At 62.8% G+C, this 23,138-nt stretch carries 17 protein-coding genes and 1 riboswitch; of the genes, 14 read left to right on the plus strand and 3 right to left on the minus strand.

What is annotated here, in order from left to right; genetic code table 11:
- Positions 1 to 167: 167 nt before the first annotated feature.
- Positions 168 to 2,789: a valine--tRNA ligase gene (gene valS, locus J3A64_RS04845; RefSeq protein ID WP_210063722.1), complete on the minus strand. Its 2,622-nt coding sequence runs from the start codon at positions 2,787 to 2,789 to the stop codon at positions 168 to 170.
- 72 nt (positions 2,790 to 2,861) lie between these two features.
- Between valS and J3A64_RS04850 the strand changes: the two genes are divergently transcribed.
- Positions 2,862 to 3,653, plus strand: a complete 792-nt coding sequence (locus J3A64_RS04850) for an SDR family oxidoreductase (RefSeq protein WP_011775053.1) — start codon at positions 2,862 to 2,864, stop codon at positions 3,651 to 3,653.
- 6 nt (positions 3,654 to 3,659) lie between these two features.
- Here the strand turns inward: J3A64_RS04850 and J3A64_RS04855 are convergent, their stop codons facing one another.
- Positions 3,660 to 4,694, minus strand: coding sequence for an endonuclease/exonuclease/phosphatase family protein (locus tag J3A64_RS04855; RefSeq protein WP_210063723.1), 1,035 nt, complete (start codon positions 4,692 to 4,694; stop codon positions 3,660 to 3,662).
- A gap of 353 nt (positions 4,695 to 5,047) precedes the next feature.
- Here J3A64_RS04855 and ileS point away from each other — a divergent pair, with 353 nt between their 5' ends.
- The 4 genes from ileS to ndk are packed head-to-tail and all read left to right on the plus strand — an operon-like array spanning position 5,048 to position 10,638.
- Positions 5,048 to 8,359, plus strand: coding sequence for an isoleucine--tRNA ligase (gene ileS, locus J3A64_RS04860; RefSeq protein WP_210063724.1), 3,312 nt, complete (start codon positions 5,048 to 5,050; stop codon positions 8,357 to 8,359).
- Positions 8,360 to 8,361: 2 nt separating this feature from the next.
- Complete coding sequence (locus J3A64_RS04865) at positions 8,362 to 9,723, plus strand: folylpolyglutamate synthase/dihydrofolate synthase family protein (RefSeq protein ID WP_210063725.1); 1,362 nt, start codon at positions 8,362 to 8,364, stop codon at positions 9,721 to 9,723.
- A 1-nt stretch (position 9,724) separates the two neighbouring features.
- On the plus strand, positions 9,725 to 10,177 hold the full coding sequence (locus tag J3A64_RS04870) for a DUF4233 domain-containing protein (RefSeq protein ID WP_014922035.1): 453 nt from the start codon (positions 9,725 to 9,727) through the stop codon (positions 10,175 to 10,177).
- A 41-nt stretch (positions 10,178 to 10,218) separates the two neighbouring features.
- Entirely contained in the window at positions 10,219 to 10,638 is a 420-nt protein-coding gene (ndk, locus tag J3A64_RS04875; protein WP_014922034.1) for a nucleoside-diphosphate kinase, read from the plus strand.
- Positions 10,639 to 10,718: 80 nt separating this feature from the next.
- Here the strand turns inward: ndk and J3A64_RS04880 are convergent, their stop codons facing one another.
- Positions 10,719 to 11,387 (minus strand): vitamin K epoxide reductase family protein, encoded by a 669-nt coding sequence (locus tag J3A64_RS04880; protein ID WP_043806142.1) that lies wholly within the window; start codon positions 11,385 to 11,387, stop codon positions 10,719 to 10,721.
- Between the two features lie 470 nt (positions 11,388 to 11,857).
- Between J3A64_RS04880 and J3A64_RS04885 the strand changes: the two genes are divergently transcribed.
- The 9 genes from J3A64_RS04885 (at position 11,858) to nadD (ending at position 23,136) form a co-directional block, all read left to right on the plus strand.
- The gene (locus J3A64_RS04885; protein ID WP_210063726.1) at positions 11,858 to 15,052 is read left to right on the plus strand and encodes a ribonuclease E/G; all 3,195 of its coding nucleotides are present in this window, start codon (positions 11,858 to 11,860) and stop codon (positions 15,050 to 15,052) included.
- A gap of 162 nt (positions 15,053 to 15,214) precedes the next feature.
- Positions 15,215 to 15,313: riboswitch (TPP riboswitch) on the plus strand.
- Positions 15,304 to 16,851: a bifunctional hydroxymethylpyrimidine kinase/phosphomethylpyrimidine kinase gene (gene thiD / locus J3A64_RS04890; RefSeq protein WP_286176174.1), complete on the plus strand. Its 1,548-nt coding sequence runs from the start codon at positions 15,304 to 15,306 to the stop codon at positions 16,849 to 16,851. Its footprint overlaps the riboswitch before it by 10 nt.
- 377 nt (positions 16,852 to 17,228) lie before the next feature.
- Positions 17,229 to 17,537, plus strand: a complete 309-nt coding sequence (rplU, locus tag J3A64_RS04895) for a 50S ribosomal protein L21 (RefSeq protein ID WP_024816904.1) — start codon at positions 17,229 to 17,231, stop codon at positions 17,535 to 17,537.
- Between the two features lie 62 nt (positions 17,538 to 17,599).
- Positions 17,600 to 17,863 (plus strand): 50S ribosomal protein L27, encoded by a 264-nt coding sequence (rpmA, locus tag J3A64_RS04900; RefSeq protein ID WP_003803426.1) that lies wholly within the window; start codon positions 17,600 to 17,602, stop codon positions 17,861 to 17,863.
- Between the two features lie 155 nt (positions 17,864 to 18,018).
- Positions 18,019 to 19,605, plus strand: a complete 1,587-nt coding sequence (gene obgE, locus J3A64_RS04905; protein WP_210063727.1) for a GTPase ObgE — start codon at positions 18,019 to 18,021, stop codon at positions 19,603 to 19,605.
- Positions 19,595 to 20,776 (plus strand): glutamate 5-kinase, encoded by a 1,182-nt coding sequence (gene proB, locus J3A64_RS04910; protein WP_014922030.1) that lies wholly within the window; start codon positions 19,595 to 19,597, stop codon positions 20,774 to 20,776. The genes obgE and proB overlap by 11 nt, the downstream gene beginning before the upstream one ends.
- A complete protein-coding gene (locus J3A64_RS04915; RefSeq protein ID WP_011775041.1) occupies positions 20,773 to 22,137 on the plus strand; it encodes a glutamate-5-semialdehyde dehydrogenase in 1,365 nt (454 codons plus the stop codon). The genes proB and J3A64_RS04915 overlap by 4 nt, the downstream gene beginning before the upstream one ends.
- A gap of 83 nt (positions 22,138 to 22,220) precedes the next feature.
- Positions 22,221 to 22,460, plus strand: a complete 240-nt coding sequence (locus J3A64_RS04920; RefSeq protein ID WP_011775040.1) for a hypothetical protein — start codon at positions 22,221 to 22,223, stop codon at positions 22,458 to 22,460.
- Between the two features lie 55 nt (positions 22,461 to 22,515).
- Complete coding sequence (gene nadD / locus J3A64_RS04925; protein WP_011775039.1) at positions 22,516 to 23,136, plus strand: nicotinate-nucleotide adenylyltransferase; 621 nt, start codon at positions 22,516 to 22,518, stop codon at positions 23,134 to 23,136.
- Positions 23,137 to 23,138: the final 2 nt, after the last annotated feature.

Here is a 23,138-nt window from a genome sequence, read left to right on the forward strand (position 1 = left end):
AAGTTGGAAGCAACTTACCAGTGATGAGGTAGGAAGACCTGAAATTCCAAGGATTCCGCCAGACTGTCAAGACATCACCAGACAGCCGAAAAGTCGAAGCCCCACCAACGGCAAAACGCTGATGGGGCTTCCCCTTTGCCCAAAATCCCTGACTGGGAGGACTCTGGCTACGACGCGGGCTGCTCCTCGGCAGGTGCCAGGACAACATCGCTGACCGTCAGTTCGCCTTCGCCGGACTGAAGAGTGATCTCCTGCGCGTTCGCGGCTGCCTTCAAGTCACCCAGGCCGGCCTTCAACTGGGCTACCAGCACTTCCGAAGCAGTAATGGATGCCGAGAGCACCTCGGTACGCTGCTTCACCTTGGCCTCGGACTTTGCCTTGCGGATGCCGCTGAGTGCTACGCCCACGGTGCCGAGCATGGTGGTGTCACCATCGGTGATCTCCAAGGCTGCCGGCCACTCAGCACGGTGAACTGATCCGGTGCGCCACCAGCCCCAGACCTCTTCGGTGGCGAAGGGCAGGAACGGTGCGAACAGGCGCAGGAGGGAGTCCAGCGTTGTCGCCAGCGCGGCAAGTACGGATGCCTGCTCGGCTTCGCCGGCGGCACCGTAGGCACGGTCCTTGATGAGCTCCACGTAGTCGTCCGTGAACTGCCAGAAGAACGACTCAGTGGTCTGGAGTGCGCGGGCGTAGTCGTAGTTCTCGAAGGCCTTGGTGGATTGGGCCACGACGTCGGAAAGCTGCGCCAACAGTGCACGGTCCAAAGGATTGGTGAGCACCGAAAGGTCGGAGGTCACCACTGAGTTCTCGGTGGCGCCGAGGTTCAGCACGAACTTCGAAGCGTTCAGCAATTTAATGGCGAGGCGGCGGCCGATCTTCATCTGGGCGATCTCGTAGGCCGTGTCTGCACCGAGCTTTGCTGACGCTGCCCAGTAGCGCACGGCGTCCGAACCGTACTCGTTCAAAACATCCGTGGGCACAACAACGTTGCCCTTGGATTTGGACATTTTCTTCCGGTCCGGGTCAAGGATCCAGCCGGAGATGGCCGCGTGCTTCCACGGAGCGTTCTTCTGCAGGGCATCCGCGCGGACGGCGGAGGAGAAGAGCCAGGTGCGGATGATGTCGTGTCCCTGCGGACGGAGGTCGAAGGGGTAGACCTTGGAGAACAGGTCCTCGTCACGGCTCCAGCCGCCCACAATCTGCGGGGTCAGGGAGGACGTAGCCCAGGTGTCAAGTACATCGGCGTCACCTGTGAAGCCATTGGCCTGGTCACGCTGGGATTCCTCGAAACCGGGAGCAGCGTCCGCGGCAGGATCCACGGGAAGCATCTCGTCCGAAGGCAGGATGGGGTTGTCGTAGTCCGGGTTGCCCTGGGCGTCCAGCGGGTACCAGACGGGGATGGGCACGCCGAAGAAGCGCTGGCGGGATACGAGCCAGTCACCGTTCAGGCCGGCGATCCAGTTCTCGTAACGTGAACGCATGAAGGCCGGGTGGAAGGTAATTTCCTGGCCACGGCCGATCAGGCGTTCGCGGCGTTCCTCATCGCGGCCACCATTACGGATGTACCACTGACGGGAGGTAACAACCTCAAGGGGCTTGTCACCCTTCTCGAAGAAGTTCACCGGGTGGGTGATCTTCTTGGGTTCGCCGTCCAGCAGGTCCGCTGCTTTGAGCAGTTCAACCACTGCTTCCTTGGCGGAGAAAGCGGTCTTGCCGGCGATCGCAGCGTAGGCTTCCTTGCCGGCGTCCGTGGTGATCCATTCAGGGGTGTCTGCAATGATGCGGCCATCGCGGCCCATGATGGCGCGCGTGGGCAGCTGCAGCTCGCGCCACCAGGTGACGTCGGTCAGGTCACCGAAGGTACAGACCATGGCGATGCCGGAGCCCTTGTCCGCTTTGGCGAGGGGGTGCGCTTTGACCTCGAGCTCGACGTCGAACAGGGGCGACTTCACGGTTTTGCCGAAGAGCGGCTGGTACCGCTCGTCGTCGGGGTTTGCCACCAGGGCCGCGCAGGCAGCCAGAAGTTCGGGGCGGGTGGTCTCGATGAAGATCTTGTCGCCGTCTTCGGTGAAGAAGGGGTAGCGGTAGTAGGCGCCGGCAACTTCCCGGTCCTCTAGCTCGGCCTGGGCAACGGCGGTGCGGAACGTTACATCCCAGAGTGTGGGTGCTTCGGCCATGTAGGCGTCACCGGCCGAGAGGTTCGCGAGGAAGGCGCGCTGGGACACCGCACGCGAAGTGTCGTCAATGGTGCGGTAAGTGAGGTCCCAGTCCACCGACAGACCAAGGGTCTGGAACAGGTTCTCGAAGACCTTTTCGTCCTCAACGGCGAGTTCTTCACACAGTTCGATGAAGTTCTGGCGCGAAACGACGTCGAAATCGCGCTGGTTCTTGGCCGGTTGTGCCGGGGGCGTGTAGTCGGCCTTGTAGGGGATGGCGGGATCGCAACGCACACCGTAGTAGTTCTGGACGCGGCGCTCGGTGGGCAGTCCATTGTCGTCCCAGCCCATGGGGTAGAAGACGTTCTTGCCGGTCATGCGCATGTAGCGGGCCTGGACGTCAGTCTGGGTGAAGGAGAACATGTGGCCCACGTGGAGCGAGCCGGATGCCGTGGGCGGGGGAGTGTCGATCGAGTAGACCTGCTCCCGGGTGGTGTCCGGGTTGAACTTGTAGGTTCCTTCACTCAGCCAGCGCTGCGTCAGGGCAGCCTCAAGGCCCTCCAGGGCCGGCTTGTCGGGAACGTTGATGGGGGCGGTGGCGGGCGTGTCTGTACCCTGCGTTGATTCAGCCATGGATCAATTGTTTCATGGCCTGGCGTTACAGCCCGCCCGTTGGAGGAGCTGCGCCCCGGATAAGGTAGTGCCATGACTTTGGCAGCGCACAACACGCCTTCCGGACAGAATGCAGGAAACAACAAGACGGCAGTCGTCACCGGTGCAAGCACTGGGATCGGCGAGGCCACAGTGAAGGCGCTGGTTTCCGCCGGATGGAAGGTCTTCGCCGTTGCTCGCCGGGCGGACAGGCTCGGCGCCTTGGGCGCCGAAACCGGTGCGGTGCCGTTCCCGGCTGACATCACGCTCGACGACGACGTCTCGGCCTTGCTCGCGGCCGTCACCAAGGCCGGAGGTGCTGACACCCTCATCAACATCGCCGGCGGTGCACGGGGTGCGGACACCATCGCCAACGCTGACACGGAAGATTGGGATTGGATGTACCAGGTCAACGTCCTGGGCACCATGAAGATCACCCGGGCCTTCCTGCCGATGCTGCGGGAAAACGGCGAAGGAACTGTTCTTAACCTCACCTCTACAGCCGGACTGTCCGCCTACGAGGGCGGCGCAGGCTACAACGCTGCCAAGTTCGCCCAGCACGCCATGACCAACGCGCTTCGCCTCGAAGAGGTGGGCAACAATGTCCGGGTCATTGAGGTTGCCCCGGGGCTGGTGCAGACAGAGGAGTTCGCGCTCAACCGGCTCGGCGACAAAGACGCCGCGGCCAAGGTCTACGCCGGGGTGGAGAAGCCGCTGACCGCAGAGGACGTGGCCGGCGTGGTGGCGTACTCCGTTTCGCTGCCTCATCACATCAACCTTGACCAGATTGTTGTCCGCCCTGTGGCCCAGGCAGCCAACCACAAGCTGATTCGCAAAGAGGGCTAAGGCCCGTCAGCCGGCCGGGACTGCGAGCGTGGCCATGATCGCCGCATGGTCCGAACCGGGTACCCGGTGGACGGCATAGCCGCTGCTGCTGATGCGGGATGAGGTGACCATATGGTCGATCACGATGCCCGGAAGCGGGGGTCCCTCCATGGGCCACGTGGGAGAGAACCGTGCACCGGAGGCTGTCCCGACGTCCACGAGCTTGGTGCCTTGCGGGCCATCAGCGAGCAACGCCCGGAACTCGGAGTGATCATAGGTGGAGTTGTAGTCACCCATCAGCAGGTGATTCCCCGGGCTTGACGCCTGGCGGGCGATCTTGACGAGGTCGCTCCGCCACTGGTCAATCCGCTCATCCACCGGCGGGAGGGCGTGAACGTTGGTGAGGTTCAGCGTGGCCTTGGACCCGGAACCCGGGTTCGAGACGAGTACGCGGGTGACATCATTCCGGAAGGGCGTATCAGGCAGGAGCCCGTTGGGCTCGAGCGGAAACACCGAATATACGGCGCCACCGGAGGCATCGTCATGTGGTTCGCTGACCCGGTTCGGCAGCATCCGATCCAAGCCCTCGTATTCCAGGCGATCCTCCAGTCCCTGCGTATGTTCCTGAATGGCCAGGAGCTGGACGCCGTTGTCCCGGACCAACTTCACGATTGCCGCGGCGTCGGCCTCCCCGTACTCAGAGTTGAGGCTCATCACCTTCAGCGCCACGGTTGGTGTACCGGCAGGCAGTGCCTCCGGCTTTCCGGCGTCCATCGGAAACAGCCAGAACAACTGGACAGCCAGCAGGGCCGACGTCGCGATGATGACCCAACGCCGCCGCCCCACCACAGCCAGCATCAAGGCAAACGCAGCAGGAAGCACCATCCACGGGGTGAAGGACAACAACTGCACCACCACCAAGGGCCATTCCGCAGGGATCGCCCGGAACATGGACACCCCGGCCACGGGCAGCACCGCAAGCAACGCCAATACCGAACACACAACTGAAGCACGGCGCGGCGCACGGCGGGTTTCCATCATGGAAGGTGCGGGGTGTGTCATGGGCTCGAGTCTATGCACCGCCACGTGCGACGGACTCCACCCAAAGGATGAACCGCAAGTAGAGCCGGGCACTCAGCTGCCGCTAGACTTGGAGGACCAGCTTTGACCCGGCCATCACCGGTGAGCTTCCGGAAGAACGGCACTGACCACCTGCAAAGTGGCAAGCGCCCGGTAGAACCGGACGGGTAAGCCCGTCACAGCAGTAATGAGAGGCCGGCACCGGCAGTCCTTCCTTACCCGGGGAGGCCAAGGTTCCGGTAAGTGAGGTGGTACCGCGGTACCGGTGGTGATGCAGATCACCGCCGAAGCCGTCCTCGCATCCTGACAGTCAACCAGCTATCACAGGATATGAGATGACCCACTACCCCAAGGCCTCAGCGTCTTCGTCCGGCACACCTGGCGTGTCCGCTTCCGTGAAGTTCCCGGAAATCGAAGAGCGCATCCTCAAATACTGGGATGAAGACGGCACCTTCCAAGCCAGCATCGACCAGCGCGACAGCGACCTTCCCGGCGGGGCAGCCGGCAGCAACGAGTTCGTCTTCTATGACGGCCCTCCCTTCGCCAACGGCCTCCCTCACTACGGCCACCTGCTCACCGGCTACGCCAAGGACCTCGTGGGCCGCTACCAAACCCAGCGCGGCAAGCGTGTAGAGCGCCGCTTCGGCTGGGACACGCACGGACTTCCTGCTGAGCTCGAAGCCATGAAGCAGCTGGGCATGACGGACAAGACCCAGATCGAAGCCATGGGCATCGACAAATTCAACGACGCCTGCCGCGCCTCCGTGATGAAGTACGCCAACGAGTGGAAGGCCTACGTCACGCGCCAGGCCCGCTGGGTGGACTTCGAGAACGACTACAAGACCCTCAACGTCGAATACATGGAATCGGTCCTCTGGGCCTTCAAGCAACTGCATGAGAAGGGCCTGACCTACAACGGTTACCGCGTCCTTCCGTACTGCTGGAAGGACGAGACACCCCTGTCCAACCACGAACTTCGCATGGACGATGACGTCTACAAGAACCGCCAGGACCAGACGGTCACGGTAACGTTCCCCGTCAAGGCAGGGGAGTCCGAACTCTCCAAGGCTTTGGAAGGTGTGCAGGCGCTCGCCTGGACCACCACGCCCTGGACGTTGCCCACCAACCTGGCGCTCGCCGTCGGGCCTGACATCTCCTATGCCGTCCTGCCCGAAGGACCCAACGGCGTCAAGGCTGCGTCCGCTGAGGCGCCGGTAACGGGCAGCTTCCTGCTCGCGGCTGACCTTGTGGGGTCATACGCCAAGGATCTGGGGTACGACGACGCCGCTGCCGCAGCAGCCGCTGTTGTATCCACGCACACAGGCGCCGACTTGGCAGGCCTTGAATACGAACCGCTGTGGAACGACTTTGGCGACACTGAGAAGTACGGCACGCAGAATGCCTGGCGCTTCCTGGTAGCCGACTACGTCACCACCACTGACGGTACGGGCATCGTCCACCAGGCTCCGGCCTATGGCGAGGATGACCAGAAGGTCTGTGAAGACGCCGGCATCCCCGTGGTCCTGTCCGTCGATGAAGGCGCCAAGTTCCTGCCGCTGTTCGCACACGGTGAGCTCGCCTCGATCGTCGGCTTGCAGGTCTTCGAAGCGAACAAGCCCATCACCCAGGTGCTGCGCGCCGATGGCCGCCTTGTCCGCCAGGCCAGCTACGAGCACAGCTACCCGCACTGCTGGCGTTGCCGGAACCCGCTGATCTACCGTGCCGTGTCCTCCTGGTACGTGGAGGTCACCAAGTTCAAGGACCGTATGTCCGAGCTGAACCAGGAGATCAACTGGATCCCGGGCAACGTCAAGGACGGCCAGTTCGGCAAGTGGCTGGACAACGCCCGCGACTGGTCCATCAGCCGTAACCGCTACTGGGGTTCGCCGATCCCGGTGTGGCAGTCCGACGACCCCGAGTACCCGCGCACTGACGTGTACGGATCGCTCGCCGAGATGGAAGCCGACTTCGGCCGCCTGCCGGTCAACAACGAAGGCCAGGTGGACCTGCACCGCCCGTTCATCGACGAACTGACCCGTCCCAACCCGGACGACCCCACAGGTAAGTCCACCATGCGCCGAGTCGAGGACGTCCTGGACGTCTGGTTCGACTCCGGATCGATGCCGTATGGACAGGTGCACTACCCGTTCCAGAACGAGGAATGGTTCGACACCCACAACCCCGCGGACTTCATCGTGGAGTACATCGGCCAGACCCGTGGATGGTTCTACATGCTCCACATCCTGTCCACGGCGCTGTTCGACCGTCCGGCGTTCCGCAACGTCATCAGCCACGGCATCGTGCTGGGCTCCGATGGGCAGAAAATGTCCAAGAGCCTGCGCAACTACCCGGATGTGTCAGAGGTCCTGGACCGCGACGGTTCCGACGCCATGCGCTGGTTCCTCATGTCCAGCCCCATCCTGCGCGGCGGCAACCTTGTGGTTACCGAACAGGGCATCCGCGACGGCGTGCGCCAGGTCATCCTGCCGTTGTGGAACGTGTACAGCTTCTTCACGCTGTACACCAACGCCGCTAACGCAGTGGACGGGACAGCTTCCGGCTACGAGGCGAAGCTGCGCTACGACGGTTACGCCGACACCTTGGACCAGTACCTTCTGGCGAACACGGGGGACCTGGTCCGAAACGTGACCACCAGCCTGGACAGCTACGACATCTCCGGTGCCTGCGATGAACTGCGCAGCTACCTGGATATGCTCACCAACTGGTACGTCCGCCGCAGCCGCCAGCGTTTCTTCGACGAGAATGTGGACGCTTTTGACGCGCTCTACACAGCCCTCGAAGCGGTGTGCCGTGTATCAGCTTCGTTGCTGCCACTGGTGACGGAAGAGATCTGGCGCGGACTGACGGGTGGCCGTTCCGTTCACCTGGCTGACTGGCCTGACGCTTCGCTGTTCCCGTCCAACCCCGGACTGGTCGAAGCCATGGACCGCGTCCAGCAGATCTGCTCCACCGGCTCCAGCCTGCGCAAGGCCGCGAACCTGCGGGTCCGCCTGCCGTTGCAGGAACTGACGGTGGTGGCACCGGGTGCAGACGCGCTGGAAGGCTTTGCCGCCGTCGTCGCTGATGAACTGAACCTGCGTTCGGTCCGCTTGCTGGACGCCGCCACGGCTTCGCCAGAGGAGTTCGGCATCGAGCAGAAGCTTGTGGTGAACGCCCGTGCCGCTGGCCCGCGCCTCGGCAAAAACGTGCAGCAAGCAATCAAGGGATCCAAGTCCGGCGACTGGTCAGTCAACGACGCCGGAGTTGTGGTGGCAGGCGGCTTGGAGCTCGAGCCCCAGGAATACACGCTGGAGACTGTCGTGGCAGAAACGGCCGACGGCGGCAGTTCCGCAGTCGCTGTTCTCCCAGGTGGCGGTTTCGTCGTCCTGAATACCGAGGTTACTGCCGAACTTGCGGCCGAGGGGCTGGCCCGTGACATGGTCCGCGCCATCCAGCAAGCCCGCAAGGACGCCGGACTCAACGTGAGCGACCGTATCCGGACCTCCGTGGAAGCCGCACAGGATGTGGTGGATGCCTTGGAAGCCAACTCGGAGCTCGTCAAGACCGAAACGTTGACGCTGGAACTGGAGGTCCTGTTGGCCAGTGTCGACGAACCGCAGGTCACGGTCGCAAAGGCAGGTGCATGATCATGACTGACGAATTCTCAGTTGAAAGCGTCTACGCCGAACTTTTGGGCCGCGCTCCGGAGAACAAGATGGAACCGCGTCTTGCTCCGTTGTTCCGCGCCATGGACGTGCTGGGGGAGCCGAACAAGGCTTATCCGATCATCCACATCACCGGCACCAACGGCAAAACGTCCACGGCCCGCATGATCGAAGCCGGACTTCGTGCCCACGGGCTGAGTACAGGCCGCTACACCAGCCCGCACCTGTCCAAGGTAACTGAGCGCATCAGCATTGACGGCGAGCCGGTGCCGGACGCTACGTTCGTGCGCATCTGGGACGAGATCCGCCCTTACCTGGAAATCGTGGACAGCGAGCTTGTTGCCGATAACCAGCCGCGGCTGACCTACTTCGAATGCCTGACCATCCTGGGCTTCGCGGTGTTCGCCGATCAGCCTGTTGATGTCGCCGTCATGGAAGTTGGCCTTGGGGGCATCACCGATGCCACGAACGTCGGCGACGGCCAAGTCTCAGTCATCACTCCGATTTCCTTGGATCACACGGATCTTCTGGGCGACACCACCGAGGACATCGCTTACGAGAAGTCCGGCATCATCAAGCCAGGTGGCTTCCTGGTGAGTGCCGCTCAGCCAGTGGAGGCTGCGCAGGTCCTGTTGGAGAAAGCCCGCGAAGTGGACGTGCCGTTCCGCTTCGAGGGCGTTGAATTTGGTGTCGAGTCCCGCAGCGTTGCTGTGGGTGGTCAGGTCCTGACCATTCAGGGACTCGCTGGCCGCTACGAAGACCTCCTGCTGCCGCTGCATGGCGCCCATCAGGCTGAAAACGCGGCTGTAGCCGTTGCGGCCTTGGAAGCCTTCTTCGGCGGAGGAGAGAAAGAACTCGACGCCGAGGTACTCAAGGAAGCCTTTGGCACCGTGACGTCACCTGGCCGACTCGAAGTTGTGCGGACTGCCCCCACCGTCGTGGTGGACGCTGCGCATAACCCCGACGGCATTCGCGTCTCGTCAGAAGCGATCCAGGAGGCCTTCAGTTTCAGCAAGCTGGTGGTTGTGGTTGGCGTTCTGCGGGAAAAGGATGCCGAGGAAATCCTGAAGACGCTCAAGGAATCACTGGGGGGCCTCGCCGAGGAATTTTGCTTTACGCAATCCAACTCCGCCCGCGCCGTTCCTGCAGCGGAATTGGCCGAGCTCGCTGTCGACCTCGGTTTCGGCGAGGACAATGTTCACATCGCCGAGAAGCTGGACGATGCCCTGGAATGGGCTATCGAACGTGCCGAATCCAACGACGACCTCGCTGGCGGTGTCCTGGTGACGGGTTCCATCACGGTGGTGGCCGAGGCCCGGATCCTGCTCGGAAAGGCAAGTGCCTAGCATGGCGAAAATGACTAAAGCGCAGCGCGAATGGCGCCCGGGCATGCCTAAAAAGCGCCGGTCCACCAAAGTGATGTTCGCTTCCACCGTGCTCCTGCTGGAAGCGTTCGTCGCGTTTTTCGGCACGCTGGCAGTCTTCGGCCTGAGGCGCGGGGAAGTTGACCCCGGCATCATCCTGGGAGTGGGCATTGCCCTGAGCGTTGTGCTTGTTCTGGCGTGCGCCGTACTTTCCAAGCCGTGGGGCATCGCAGTTGGCTGGGGGCTGCAGCTGGTTCTGATCCTGACGGGCTTCGCCGAGCCCACCATGTTCATTGTGGGCATTCTGTTTGCCATCTGCTGGTGGTACGGGATCAGGGCAGGAATACGGATTGACCGCGAGGTAGCCCAACGCGACCGCGAGCAGGCGGAATGGAACGCGGCTCACGGGGACCAAGCCGGCCCGCAAACCCCGTAAACTGGCTGGGAAAACCACCGAACAACCGCATTGGAGCATCTGTGAGCATTGAACGGACCCTTGTCCTGGTCAAGCCCGACGGCGTAGCCCGCAACCTGGGTGGGAGCATCCTCGCCCGGATCGAAGCCAAGGGCTACACCCTGGCTGAGCTGAAGAAGGTCAACGCCACCCGCGAGCTGCTGGAGCAGCACTACGAGGAACACGTGGGCAAGCCGTTCTACGAGCCTCTGGTTGAGTTCATGCTCAGCGGGCCGGTCATTGCGGCCGTCTTCGAAGGCCACCGCGTGATCGAAGGCTTCCGCTCGCTGGCCGGAACCACGGATCCGACGACGGCGGCACCGGGCACCATCCGCGGCGACTTCGGCCGCGACTGGGGCTTGGCAGTGCAGCAGAACCTCGTGCACGGCTCGGATTCCGTCGACTCTGCCGAACGTGAAATCAAGATCTGGTTCGAGGGCTAAGCAAACCCCACCGAGATAACAGTTAAGGCCAATGTTCTTCGTGAACATTGGCCTTAACTGTTATCTCGCGAGTGGTGGTTCTACGCTGTCGACGGCACGAAGAGGTGCATGAAGGAGAAGAAGATCGTGGTGATCACGGCCACGTACAGCAGCGCCACGATGATCCAGCCCGACCCGGACAGAAGCTTGACCAGTGCGGGAGGCGATTTGATGACCCCGCTGGTGATGTTGCGGATGGTCACCCAGACAAACAACGGGATCATGGCCGCCCACACCACCATGCAGAACGGGCACAGCACGTGGATGACGTAGAGGGCCTGCGACCACAGCCACACAACGAAGGCAAAGCCGAGGGTCACACCGGTTTGGAGGCCCAGCCAGTAACCCCGTGAATACTTGGCTCCCGCGAGGATACCCATGGCTGTAGTGATGATGACCGCGAAGGCAACGATGCCGATGAACATGTTGGGGAACCCGAACACGGAACTTTGCGGTGTCTGCATCACTTCGCCGCACGAGATAAACGGATTTACATCGCACACTGTCACGTGATTGGGGTCCTTGAGCACCTCAAGTTTCTCCAGAACGAGGGCGCCGGACGCCAACCAGCCAACCACTCCTGTGATCAGCAGCAACCACGCGAAAGGCTTGTCACGCACCGTACTGGGGAGGGAGTCCGGCTGCGTGGACACGTCCTCCATAGGGTTTGCGGCTTGTTTGGCCAGGTTTTCCCTGGCGGTGCTTGGCATCGCGGATGTGGTCCTTTTCAACGATCGGCCCGGCAAGCCGGGAAGGGCTCTTGGGAGGATTGTAACTCCGAAGGCTGGGCGCCGGCCCCAGCTTGCGCGCGAGCTCCACGACACAGCGGCCTTCCCTGCGAATGTGCGGGGGTGTGAGAGAATGAACATGGCCGGAAGTCGATCCACATTCGAATTTCGGTCCGGTGACTTTGTTCCCAAGACCGCCAGTATGAGCTGGGCATGCCCGGATCACGTGATCCTCGGTAGGCCCGCCATGACAATGGACGGCACCTGGTTGTGGCAGCAGAACAACGGGTTTCAGAATAGAGCCGCCGGCCTTCCAGGGCTGCCGCACCCCAATGATGGTGCGAACCGGAAGGCATACTGCCGACTTCTGTCAACGCCTGCGGGTTTTGACAATATTTGCCCCACTGGGCGCCGGATGTGGCGGCGTCGCTGGGGCAGGAGTGTTGCCACATATGGATAATGACCAGGTTGTAGCCGTTAATGACGAGGCAGCTCCCGCGGAAACTGCGGAAGCGCCCAAGAAAGCCACCAGGACCCGGCGCAAGGCGGCGCCGAAGGTCGCTGCTGACGTAGAGGCGCCTGCGGCTGACACGCCCGCGCCGGAAGCGGCCCCTGAGGCCACCAAGGCGCCGGTGCGCCGCACCCGTTCCCGCAAGAAGGCAGAGCCTGCAGAGCCTTTGCCCGGTTTGGGGGACGACACCACTGCCGCGCCCGAAGCCGCCGCAGAAGCCGCGCCCGAAGCGATTGCTGAGCCTGCCCCCGAAAAGCCGGTCCGCCGTCGTCGTACTACCAAGCCCAAGGCTGAGGCAGTCGAGGCGCCCGCAGCTGCGGAAGCCGTAGAGGAAAGCACGACGCCGGAAAAGGGCTCCCAGCCGGAGGCACCTGCCGCCGATGTAGCATCCGAGGAGTCCGCATCCGAAGAGGCAGCGTCCGAAGAGGCAGCTGCCCAAGACGCCGCTCCTGCTGCGTCCACCTCGCTGTTCATGGAGCCGGTTTCCATCACTTCCATGATCTTCCAGGCCCCGGACCTCACCACTGTTCCCCGCGTTGCACCGGTGGAGGAGAAGGCCGAGGAGCCCGAAGAAGAAGAAAGCGAAGCCGCCGCTGAGGGCGAGCTGGAGGACGCCGGTAGCCGTCGTCGTCGCAGGAGCCGTGGCCGTCGTGGACGCCGCGGAACCGAACGCGATGAGAACGAGGCCGAGGACGGCACCGAGTCCGAAGACGAAGAAGCTCCGGCAGCCGAAGCCCTTGAAGAAGGCGTCACGTCGCGTCGCCGGCGCCGCCGCCGCCGCGGAGACCAGGATCTTGAACTGACCGGCGGCTCGGACGATGATCCGCCCAACACCGTCACCCGTGTCCGCGCACCGCGCCCCATCACGGAAACAGCCCCGTCCAACCGCGTTACCGGCGTCAAAGGTTCCACCAGGCTTGAGGCCAAAAAGCAGCGTCGCCGCGAATCCCGCGAAACCGGACGCCACCGCCAAGTCATCACCGAGGCCGAGTTCCTTGCCCGCCGCGAGTCGGTGGACCGCCAGATGATCGTCCGCCAGCGCGACGACAGAATTCAGATCGGCGTCCTGGAAGACGGTGTTCTGGCTGAGCACTTCGTCTCCAAGACCCAGCAGGATTCCCTGATCGGCAACGTTTACCTGGGCAAGGTCCAGAATGTTCTGCCTTCCATGGAAGCTGCCTTCGTGGACATCGGACGTGGCCGCAACGCGGTCCTGTACGCCGGTGAAGTCAACTGGGACGCAGTCAATCTTGAAGGCCAGCCACGCCGGATCGAGAACGCCCTGAAGTCCGGCGACTCCGTCCTGGTGCAGGTGACCAAAGACCCCGTGGGGCACAAGGGGGCCCGGCTCACCAGCCAGATCTCCTTGCCGGGCCGCTACTTGGTCTACGTACCCGGTGGTTCCATGACCGGCATCTCCCGCAAGCTTCCCGACGTCGAACGCAACCGCCTCAAGCGCATCCTGAAGGACCGCTTGCCGGAAAACGCCGGTGTCATTGTCCGCACAGCCGCTGAGGGGGCGTCGGAGGAAGAGCTGACGCACGACATCAACCGTCTGCGCGCCCAGTGGGAAGGCATCGAAGGACAGGCCTCGTCCACCAAGGTCCTGGCCCCTGAACTGCTTTACGGCGAACCCGACCTCACCATCAAGGTGGTCCGTGACGTCTTCAATGAGGACTTCTCCAAGCTGATCGTCTCCGGTGACGACGCCTGGGACACCATCGAGGCCTACGTCACGTACGTTGCCCCTGATCTGGTGGGCCGCCTTGAAAAGTGGACCAAGGACCAGGACATTTTCGCTGCCTGGCGCATCGACGAGCAGATCCACAAGGCGCTGGAGCGTAAGGTCTTCCTGCCGTCCGGTGGTTCGTTGGTCATCGACCGCACCGAGGCCATGACCGTGGTGGACGTCAACACCGGTAAGTTCACCGGCAGCGGCGGAAACCTCGAAGAAACGGTGACCAAGAACAACCTTGAAGCGGCTGAGGAAGTGGTTCGCCAGCTCCGTCTGCGCGACATCGGCGGCATTATCGTCATCGACTTCATCGACATGGTCCTGGAATCCAACCGCGATCTCGTCCTGCGACGCATGGTCGAGTGCCTTGGCCGCGACCGTACCAAGCACCAGGTGGCCGAAGTGACGTCGCTGGGCTTGGTCCAGATGACACGCAAGCGTATGGGTACCGGCCTCCTTGAGGTCTTCGGTGAGCAGTGCGAGCATTGCGCCGGCAGGGGCGTTGTCACCCACGACGAGCCCGTTGAACACCGCCGCGCCAACGTGGTTGCCGCCGAGCACCACCGCCCGCACGCCGAGGCACAGCAGCCTGCAGCGCGGACGGAACGCAAGCGCCGCCGCGGCAAGGGTGGGGGACAGGCCATCGCCGAAGCCCCCGCGCAGGTCCATACGACGACGTCCGCCCCGGCTGCACCTTCGGCTCCGGTCGAAGCGCAGGATCCCGCCCGGCAAGCCAAGGCTGAGGCAACCCGGGCTGCCCTGGCGACGATTGCCGCTGCAGCGCACGCCGCCCACCTGCACGACGACGAAGTTCACCGCGCAGAGGAGCAGGCAAGGGCGGCGGGCCACGAGCCGGCCGTTAGCCCCGCATCCGGTACCGCCGCCAGCGGCGAAGCCGGAGCAACTGCCCGCGAAGCAGAAAAAAGGGAAGCAGCAGTCCAGGAAGCAAGGTCTACTCCGGTCCTGCGTTTCGGCGGCGAAGAAGTAGCACTGCCGTTCGTTGAGCACCACGAGGAACCGCAGGCCGCCAAGCCTGCCATGAGCCTGGACCTCCTGGCCGAGGCGTTCTCGCACCTCGGCGCTGCTCCGGCACCTGCGGAAGAAGCCGCGCCGGTGGTCGTGCCGGAGCCTGCTGATGCCCCGAAGGCTGATGTGCCGGCCCGTGCCGAAAAAGCTCCCGAGGCTGTTCAGGCTTCGAGTAGTCGTCGTGGCCGCCGCAACCGGAGTGCCAGCCGGGCCCAAGGCGCGGCCAATGAAACCAGCGTCGAGCACCATGAGGTGACGGCCTCGGCCCCCCGAGGCTCGGCCCATGAGGCCAAGGTGCCCGCGGAACAAGCCAAGAAGGCATCAACCGACGAGCCCATCATCCTCGGAGTTGGAGTTCCTGCCTCCGAGCTCTAAATCCGGACAGCACCAGCTGAGAGGGCCCTGCACAATCTGCCAACGGCGGGCTGTGCAGGGCCTTTCTTGTCCGCGCAGGCCACGCATTCCATGCATCCGTGGTCACATCCCGGTCGCGACGTGGTCCGGTTCCCGCGCCACGTCGCTTCCCGGCTAGGCTTGGGGACTGACACGGGGTGCCGGGCGTTGGGCCAGGCTGAGATCCAGACCCGTTGAACCTGTCCGGTTAGCACCGGCGAAGGGATGTCCTCATGACTGCATCACCATATTCAGCTGTGTACCCACTCGACGCTCCGAACCCGGGCCGGGCAACCCCACGCGTACTGAGTATTGCCGGCTCGGACCCTTCCGGCGGCGCGGGAATTCAGGCGGACCTGAAGAGCATCGCAGCACTCGGCGGTTACGGAATGGCTGCCATCACGGCTCTCACCGCACAAAACACCATGGGGGTCATCGCCGTCCATGTCCCTCCCGCGCAGTTCCTCCGACAGCAACTGGACGCCATCAGCAGCGACATCACCATTGATGCCGTCAAGATCGGAATGCTCGGCGATGCGGCCGTCATAGACGAGGTCCGCGGCTGGATCGAAGAGGTGCGTCCCGCCGTCGTGGTCCTGGACCCGGTGATGGTGGCCACCAGTGGCGACCGGCTCCTGCGCGAGTCAGCGGAGAAGGCTTTGCGTTCGCTGCTGCCTCTGGCCGACCTGATCACCCCGAACCTTCCGGAACTTGCCATGTTGCTGGGGGAGCCGGAGGCAACAGAATGGGAATCGGCGCTGGACCAAGGCAAACGGCTGGCAGCGGAGTACGGAAACACGGTCCTGGTCAAGGGTGGCCACCTGCCTGGTCCGGTATGTCCTGATGCACTGGTGAACACCAGTGGGATGCTGTCACGGGACGTGATCGAGATAACAGGTCCCCGGGTCGAAACGCGGAACAGCCACGGAACCGGGTGCTCCTTGTCGTCCGCCTTGGCTACAGTCCAGGCACGCACGGGTGACTGGGAAGTTTCACTGCAGGAAGCGAAGTCTTGGTTACTGGGGGCTTTGACAACCTCTGAGGCCCTCGAGGTGGGGCAGGGGAACGGGCCCGTGCATCACTTCCACCACCTCCAGCAGGCATCCAAGCCGGGCGCCTTCGCTGCGACCTTGTGGAAGGAAGCCGGTCCAGAGCTCGAATCCATTTACGGGCTTCCGTTCATTCAAGGACTTCAATCGGGCGAACTCCCGGAACGTGACTTCAACTACTACCTCGCCCAAGATGCGATCTACCTCAATGGGTACTCCAGGGTGTTGGCGCGTGCGGGGGCCCTGGCCCCCACGGAGGAAGAGCAGTTGTTCTGGGCCAAGGCATCACAGCAGTGCCTGGAAGTTGAATCGGAGCTGCACAGGAACTGGCTGAGCACCAGGGAGGCCCCCACGGCCACCGGCCCGGTCACCAAGTCCTATGTGGATCATCTACTGGCAACGTCGGCTTCCGGCAGCTACGCGGTGGTGCTCGCGGCGATCCTGCCCTGTTACTGGTTGTACGCGGAGGTGGGTCGGCAGCTTCATGCATCGTATGTAGACGCCGGAGCCCCCGCAGATCACGCCTATGCCGAGTGGCTGAAGACCTACGCCGACGAGGACTTCGCTGCCGCAACCCGGAAAGCGATCAATTTCACGGATGCTGCGGCCATTGCGGGTTCGGAGATGGAGCGGGCCGCCATGATGGACGCTTTCATCCAGTCCTGCCGTTATGAGACCGCGTTTTTTGATGCTCCGCGGTTGTTTGCGCAGCCTTCCATCGGCCGCGGCTAGCCCGCTACCTCGGATGCATTTGCGGGCAACTGCGGAGACACGTCAGCGCGTCGCTGCCTGAATCGCGTTAATCTCGCCGAAAACCTGTAGGCTGTATGGGCACGGTGCCGGGAGAGTCCGTTACAACTCGTGACGCAAGTCACGAGGTAGCCTCCGGACCCGGCCTCATTTGCAGCTGAAGGTCAAACTAGCGTAATCTTGATCTTCGGTGCTTACGCCAACACTTGGGTTATGCCCCTTGGAATTGTTCATGGGATGACTCGCGGACTTCGATCAGAAGTCCACGGCGTTGAGGCACAGCGCGAACCAGGCCTGATTCCGGTTGAAGGTTCCGCACGCAAATTTTGTAATAAACGTCGAGAGAAGTGAGTACCCAAGTGGTGTACGCGATTGTCCGCGCAGGCGGCCGCCAAGAAAAAGTTTCCGTTGGAGACTACGTAACGCTGAACCGCGTCCCCGGTGGAGCCGGTAGCACGCTTGAGCTGCCCGCATTGCTCCTGGTTGACGGCGAGAAGGTCACCTCCGCAGCTGCGGAACTGGCCAACGTCAAGGTCACGGCTGAGATCCTCGAGGACCTCCGTGGTCCGAAGATCGTCATCCAGAAGTTCAAGAACAAGACCGGCTACCGGAAGCGTCAGGGTCACCGTCAGGAACTGACCAAGATCAAGATCACCAGCATCGCGTAACTTCCGTTACCCGCTGTTCAGGTTTTTCAGTTTCCCCAGAAATTTAGAGGCAGGCATTTCACATGGCACACAAAAAAGGCGCGAGTTCCACTCGCAACGGGCGTGACTCCAACGCACAGTACCTGGGCGTCAAGCGCTTCGGTGGTCAGGTAGTTTCCGCCGGCGAAATCATCGTTCGCCAGCGTGGAACCCACTTCCACCCCGGTGCAGGCGTAGGTCGCGGTGGCGACGACACCCTGTTCGCTCTTCAGGCCGGTGCGGTTGAGTTTGGCACTCGCCGCGGCCGTCGCGTAGTGAACATCGTTGCTGCTGCAGCTGCAGAGTAACAACAAGTTCTGAACCGGTGGAGCGGGCCAAGCGGCCCGCTCCACCGTTCTTTTAACCGCATTACAATCGACTAGGGCGCCTCAGGCGCACTGGTTTTTGCAACAGCGCTGGCAACAGCAACAAACGCTGTAAGACAGCAACTGAGGAGATCCACGTGGCGAGCTTTGTAGACCGGGTAGTCCTGCACGTATCCGGCGGAACCGGCGGCCACGGCTGTGTCTCCGTAAAGCGGGAAAAGTTCAAGCCGCTCGGCGGCCCCGATGGCGGCAACGGCGGCAACGGCGGCGATGTCATCCTTCGCGTGTCCGCCCAGACCACCACGCTGCTTGATTACCATCACGCTCCCCACCGCCACGCCACCAACGGCGGCCCTGGCATGGGCGACTGGCGCGGCGGCAAGAACGGCGAGACCCTGATTCTTCCCGTGCCTGATGGCACCGTGGTCAAGACCAAGGACGGCGAAGTCCTGGCTGACCTCGTTGGCGAGGGTACTGAGTACATTGCAGCCGCAGGCGGCCAGGGCGGCCTCGGCAACGCATCCCTTTCATCGCAGAAGCGTCGGGCTCCGGGCTTTGCCCTGCTGGGCATCGAAGGTGAATCCAGTGACATCGTCCTGGAACTGAAGTCCATCGCAGACATCGCATTGGTTGGTTTCCCGTCCGCCGGTAAGTCCAGCCTCATCGCAGCCATGTCTGCTGCCCGGCCCAAGATTGCCGACTACCCCTTCACCACGCTCATTCCCAACCTTGGCGTGGTGCAGGCCGGCGACGTCCGCTTCACCATTGCCGATGTCCCCGGCCTGATCGAAGGCGCCAGCGAAGGCAAGGGCCTGGGCCACAACTTCCTGCGGCACGTAGAGCGCTGCGCTGCGCTGGTTCACGTCCTTGATTGCGGAACCCTTGAATCAGACCGCGATCCTCTCTCCGACCTCGCCATCATTGAGGCGGAACTGGAGAAGTACGCCGTGGACATGAGCTACGCCGGCGTTGACGGTGAAGTAGTGCCGTTGAATGAACGCCCCAAGTTGGTAGTCCTCAACAAGGTGGATCTTCCCGACGGCAAGGATATGGCCGAGTTCGTCCGTCCGGACCTCGAAGCCCGCGGATACCGTGTATTTGAAGTATCGGCAACAAGCCACGAAGGTTTGCGTCAGCTCGGCTTTGCCATGGCTGAGATCGTCCAGGCAGCACGTAACGCCGTTCAGGCCGCGCCTCCCACGGTGGCACCTCCCGTCCTGCGTCCGCGCGCCGTCAACGAGTCCGGCTTCAAGATCCGCCGCGAGGAGAAGAACCTCGAGCCGCTGTTCCGCGTCTTGGGCGAAAAGCCCGTGCGCTGGGTCAAGCAGACTGACTTCACCAACGAGGAAGCCATCGGCTACCTTGCCGACCGCCTTGCCAAGCTTGGTGTGGAAACTGAACTGTTCAAGGTTGGCGCCAAGCCCGGCGACACCGTGGTCATCGGTGAAGACGATGGCGTGGTGTTCGACTGGGAGCCCACCATGATGGCCGGCGCCGAACTCCTCGCGACGCCTCGCGGGACCGACATCCGCGTTGCGGACATTGGCGACCGCCCCACGCGTTCACAGAAGCGCGACGAGCAGATCGAACGACGCGAAGCCAAGGCCGCCGCGCGTGCCGAGCTTGAAGCTGAACGCAAGGCAGGCATCTGGACTGAGTCTGTCAGTGGTCGCCGAGCCCAGGCAGTGAAGGAAAGCCACCTGGATTCCGGTGATGACGACTAAGACCGTCGACGCCCTGGACACCGCTGAGGGACTCGAGCGTCAAGCTCTGGCCACCGCCAAGCGGATTGTGGTCAAAGTGGGGTCATCCTCGCTGACCAGCATCAAGGGTGGCATCTCCGAGAAGTCCCTCACCGGGCTGGTCAATGCCCTCGCTGAAAAGCGCAATGCTGGTACGGAGATCATCCTGGTGTCCTCGGGCGCCATCGCTGCCGGGCTTGCCCCCTTGGGTCTGGCCAAGCGACCCAAGGACCTGGCCACCCAGCAGGCAGCGGCGAGCGTTGGGCAGGGATTGCTGATGGCCCGCTACACGCAGGCTTTCAATGCACACGGCGTGACAGTCAGCCAAGTGCTGCTGACCGCCGATGACCTCATGCGCCGGACGCAACACACCAACGCCTTCCGGGCGTTGGACAGGCTGCTTAATCTCGGCGTGGTGCCCGTAGTCAACGAGAACGACACCGTGGCCACGCACGAGATCCGCTTTGGCGACAATGATCGCCTCGCTGCCTTGGTGGCACACTTGGTTCGTGCCGACGCGCTCGTGCTGCTGTCCGACGTCGATGCCCTCTACGACGGCCCGCCGTCCCAAGGCGCCCAACGAATTCCTTTGGTCCGCGGTCCGCAGGACCTGGAAGACGTGACCATTGGCAAGGCAGGCAAGGCCGGCGTCGGAACGGGCGGCATGATGACCAAAGTGGAAGCGGCGTCCATTGCTGCCGGCTCGGGTATCCACGCTTTGGTCACGTCAACGGCCAATGCCGCCGCGGCCTTGGCGGGCCAGGACGTGGGAACGTGGTTCGCCGTGAACGGCAATCGCAAGCCGGTTCGTCTCCTCTGGCTGGCGCACCTGGCGACCGTCCATGGCCGTTTAATGCTCGACGACGGCGCAGTGAAAGCAGTGCGCGACCGGCACAGGTCACTCCTTCCCGCGGGCATTTCGGACATCAGTGGTGATTTCGAAGCCGGCGACCCCATTGAGATGGTTGCCCACGACGGAACGGTGGTGGCGCGCGGTTTGGTGAACTACTCTTCCGAGGAACTCCCGCGAATGCTGGGACGCACCACCCAGGAGCTGGGCCAGGCCATGGGCCGCGGTTACGACCGCGAAGTTGTTCATGTTGACGATCTGGTGCTCCTGAGGGCGTCGCGCTCATCTAAACTTGGAGCATGACTGAAGCGCTGACCCCTGACGCCCCTGTGATCTCCGACGTTTCCGGTACCTCCGGCCAGACGCCGGAGAACCCTGCGGCAGGCGGCGCCCCGGTGTCACCAGAAGATGTCCAGGCTGCCGTTCACGCCATAGCGGACCGCTCCCGTAAGGCTGCCCGCCGCATGGGACAGGCAAACCGCGCATGGAAAGACCGCGCGCTGCGTGCCATCGGAGCTGCCTTGGTGGAGAACCGGAAACACGTATTGGAAGCCAATGCCAAGGATGTTGCGGTGGGCCGGGCCAACGGCACCTCAGCGGCGCTCCTGGACCGTTTGACGCTGACTGCCGCCCGCATCGACGGCTTGGTTGCAGCTTTGGAGAACCTGGCCGGCTTGCCCGATCCCGTGGGCAACGTGGTCCGTGGACAGACGCTGCCCAATGGACTCCGCTTGCGCCAGGTGAACGTTCCCATGGGCGTTGTGGCCGCGATTTATGAGGCACGCCCGAACGTCACGGTGGACATCGCCGGCCTGGCGCTCAAGAGCGGCAACGCTGTGATCCTGCGTGGCGGATCCGCTGCGGCCCACACCAATGAGGCACTGGTGCGGATTCTCCGCGAGGCGCTGGATTCCGTTGGTTTGCCTGCGGACGCCGTGCAGACAGTGGATCAGTACGGCCGCGAAGGAGCAAACGTCCTGATGCGCGCCCGTGGCCGTGTGGATGTCCTCATTCCCCGCGGTGGACGCGATCTCATCCAGACAGTTGTGACCAACTCTTCCGTGCCTGTCATTGAAACCGGCGAAGGAAATGTCCATATCTTCATCGATGAGTCCGCGGGTGAAGAGATGGCCGTGGAGATCCTTCTCAACGCCAAAACTCAGAGGCCCAGTGTCTGCAACACCGTAGAGACACTGCTGGTGCATTCCGGTGCTACGGTGCTGCCTGCCGTTGCCAAAGCACTGCGTTCGGCCGGAGTCACCCTCCACGTTGATGATCGGATCGCTGCTGCTTTGGGCAAGGACGTGGAAACCGTTCCCGCTGACGATGACGATTGGGCCACCGAGTATATGGATCTCGATCTCGCCGTCGCCATGGTGGACAGCCTGGATGAGGCAGTGGACCACATCCGTACATGGACCACGGGCCACACGGAAGCGATCCTCACCAACAACCTGGCCAACGCCGAGAAGTTCATCGCCGACATCGATTCTGCTGCCGTCATCGTCAATGCCTCCACCAGGTTCACTGACGGAGGCGAGCTAGGCCTCGGAGCCGAAGTGGGCATTTCCACCCAGAAGTTGCACGCCCGGGGTCCCATGGGCCTCACGGAGTTGACCACCACCAAGTGGATCGTCCAGGGTGAGGGCCAGATCCGCGGCTAGCAACGCGGTAACATAGAACAGAAGTCCGGAACGGCGGGGAGTCCCGCCGTCGAAAATCCTTTGAGAACCAACTAGGGGAGAAGATGCTGTTTCAGCAGATCGCCACGTCCATTGCCGCCCAAACGGAAGGCGGCCACGAGGAACTCGCTCCGTTGTGGGCCGAGCCGTGGGTCTTCGGCGTCGTGATGTTCGCCCTCATGCTGGTTCTCTTGTTCGTCACCCTCTCCTACACCAACCTTGGCAACCGTCACGAGGCCGTTGAAGAGCACTCCGATCCGCACCGCCAGCACCCGAACAAGCACACGCACGGCCAAGGCCACTAACATTATCGCCGCAACACCGCGTGGGGAGACGGGGCGCAGGCTCCGGCTGGGCGTGATGGGTGGAACATTTGATCCCATTCATCACGGCCACCTTGTGGCTGCCAGTGAAGTCGCAGCCAAGTTCGGCCTTGACGAAGTGGTTTTCGTTCCAACCGGCCAGCCTTGGCAGAAGTCGCACAAGCTGGTCAGCAGGCCTGAGCACCGCTACCTGATGACGGTCATCGCCACGGCATCCAACCCCAGGTTCACGGTGAGCCGGGTGGACGTTGATCGTCCGGGGCCGACGTTCACCATTGACACCCTCCGCGATCTCCGTGCAGAGCGGCCTGACGCCGATCTTTTCTTCATCACGGGCGCAGATGCCTTGGCGCAGATCCTTTCATGGAAGGACGTAGACGAGTTGTGGTCTTTGGCCCACTTCGTCGGCGTCACGCGTCCCGGACATGAACTGCACGATATGGGCAGGGACGATGTCAGCCTGTTGGAAGTCCCTGCCATGGCCATCTCCTCCACGGATTGCAGGACCCGGGTGGGTGCCGGAAATCCCGTCTGGTACCTCGTACCTGACGGAGTGGTGCAGTACATCGCCAAGTATGGACTGTACGCCGCGCCTGCCAACGCAGCGGATCTGACACCCGCACTGTCCGGATCAGACGACCAAGCACGTACTGAATGAGT

Origin of the sequence: Pseudarthrobacter sp. PvP004 (genome assembly GCF_017876035.1) — a bacterium.
Classification (GTDB): domain Bacteria; phylum Actinomycetota; class Actinomycetes; order Actinomycetales; family Micrococcaceae; genus Arthrobacter; species Arthrobacter aurescens_A.

Bases quoted from the DNA above. Each gene is read 5' to 3' on its own strand.
- J3A64_RS04885 (WP_210063726.1), top strand. From the start codon at position 11,858: ATGGATAATGACCAGGTTGTAGCCGTTAATGACGAGGCAGCTCCCGCG.
- J3A64_RS04870 (WP_014922035.1), top strand. From the start codon at position 9,725: ATGGCGAAAATGACTAAAGCGCAGCGCGAATGGCGCCCGGGCATGCCT.
- J3A64_RS04850 (WP_011775053.1), top strand. From the start codon at position 2,862: ATGACTTTGGCAGCGCACAACACGCCTTCCGGACAGAATGCAGGAAAC.
- rpmA (WP_003803426.1), top strand. From the start codon at position 17,600: ATGGCACACAAAAAAGGCGCGAGTTCCACTCGCAACGGGCGTGACTCC.
- J3A64_RS04855 (WP_210063723.1), bottom strand. From the start codon at position 4,694: ATGACACACCCCGCACCTTCCATGATGGAAACCCGCCGTGCGCCGCGC.
- J3A64_RS04915 (WP_011775041.1), top strand. From the start codon at position 20,773: ATGACTGAAGCGCTGACCCCTGACGCCCCTGTGATCTCCGACGTTTCC.
- J3A64_RS04865 (WP_210063725.1), top strand. From the start codon at position 8,362: ATGACTGACGAATTCTCAGTTGAAAGCGTCTACGCCGAACTTTTGGGC.
- ileS (WP_210063724.1), top strand. From the start codon at position 5,048: ATGACCCACTACCCCAAGGCCTCAGCGTCTTCGTCCGGCACACCTGGC.
- J3A64_RS04920 (WP_011775040.1), top strand. From the start codon at position 22,221: ATGCTGTTTCAGCAGATCGCCACGTCCATTGCCGCCCAAACGGAAGGC.
- J3A64_RS04880 (WP_043806142.1), bottom strand. From the start codon at position 11,387: ATGCCAAGCACCGCCAGGGAAAACCTGGCCAAACAAGCCGCAAACCCT.
- thiD (WP_286176174.1), top strand. From the start codon at position 15,304: ATGACTGCATCACCATATTCAGCTGTGTACCCACTCGACGCTCCGAAC.
- nadD (WP_011775039.1), top strand. From the start codon at position 22,516: ATGGGTGGAACATTTGATCCCATTCATCACGGCCACCTTGTGGCTGCC.
- valS (WP_210063722.1), bottom strand. From the start codon at position 2,789: ATGGCTGAATCAACGCAGGGTACAGACACGCCCGCCACCGCCCCCATC.
- proB (WP_014922030.1), top strand. From the start codon at position 19,595: ATGACGACTAAGACCGTCGACGCCCTGGACACCGCTGAGGGACTCGAG.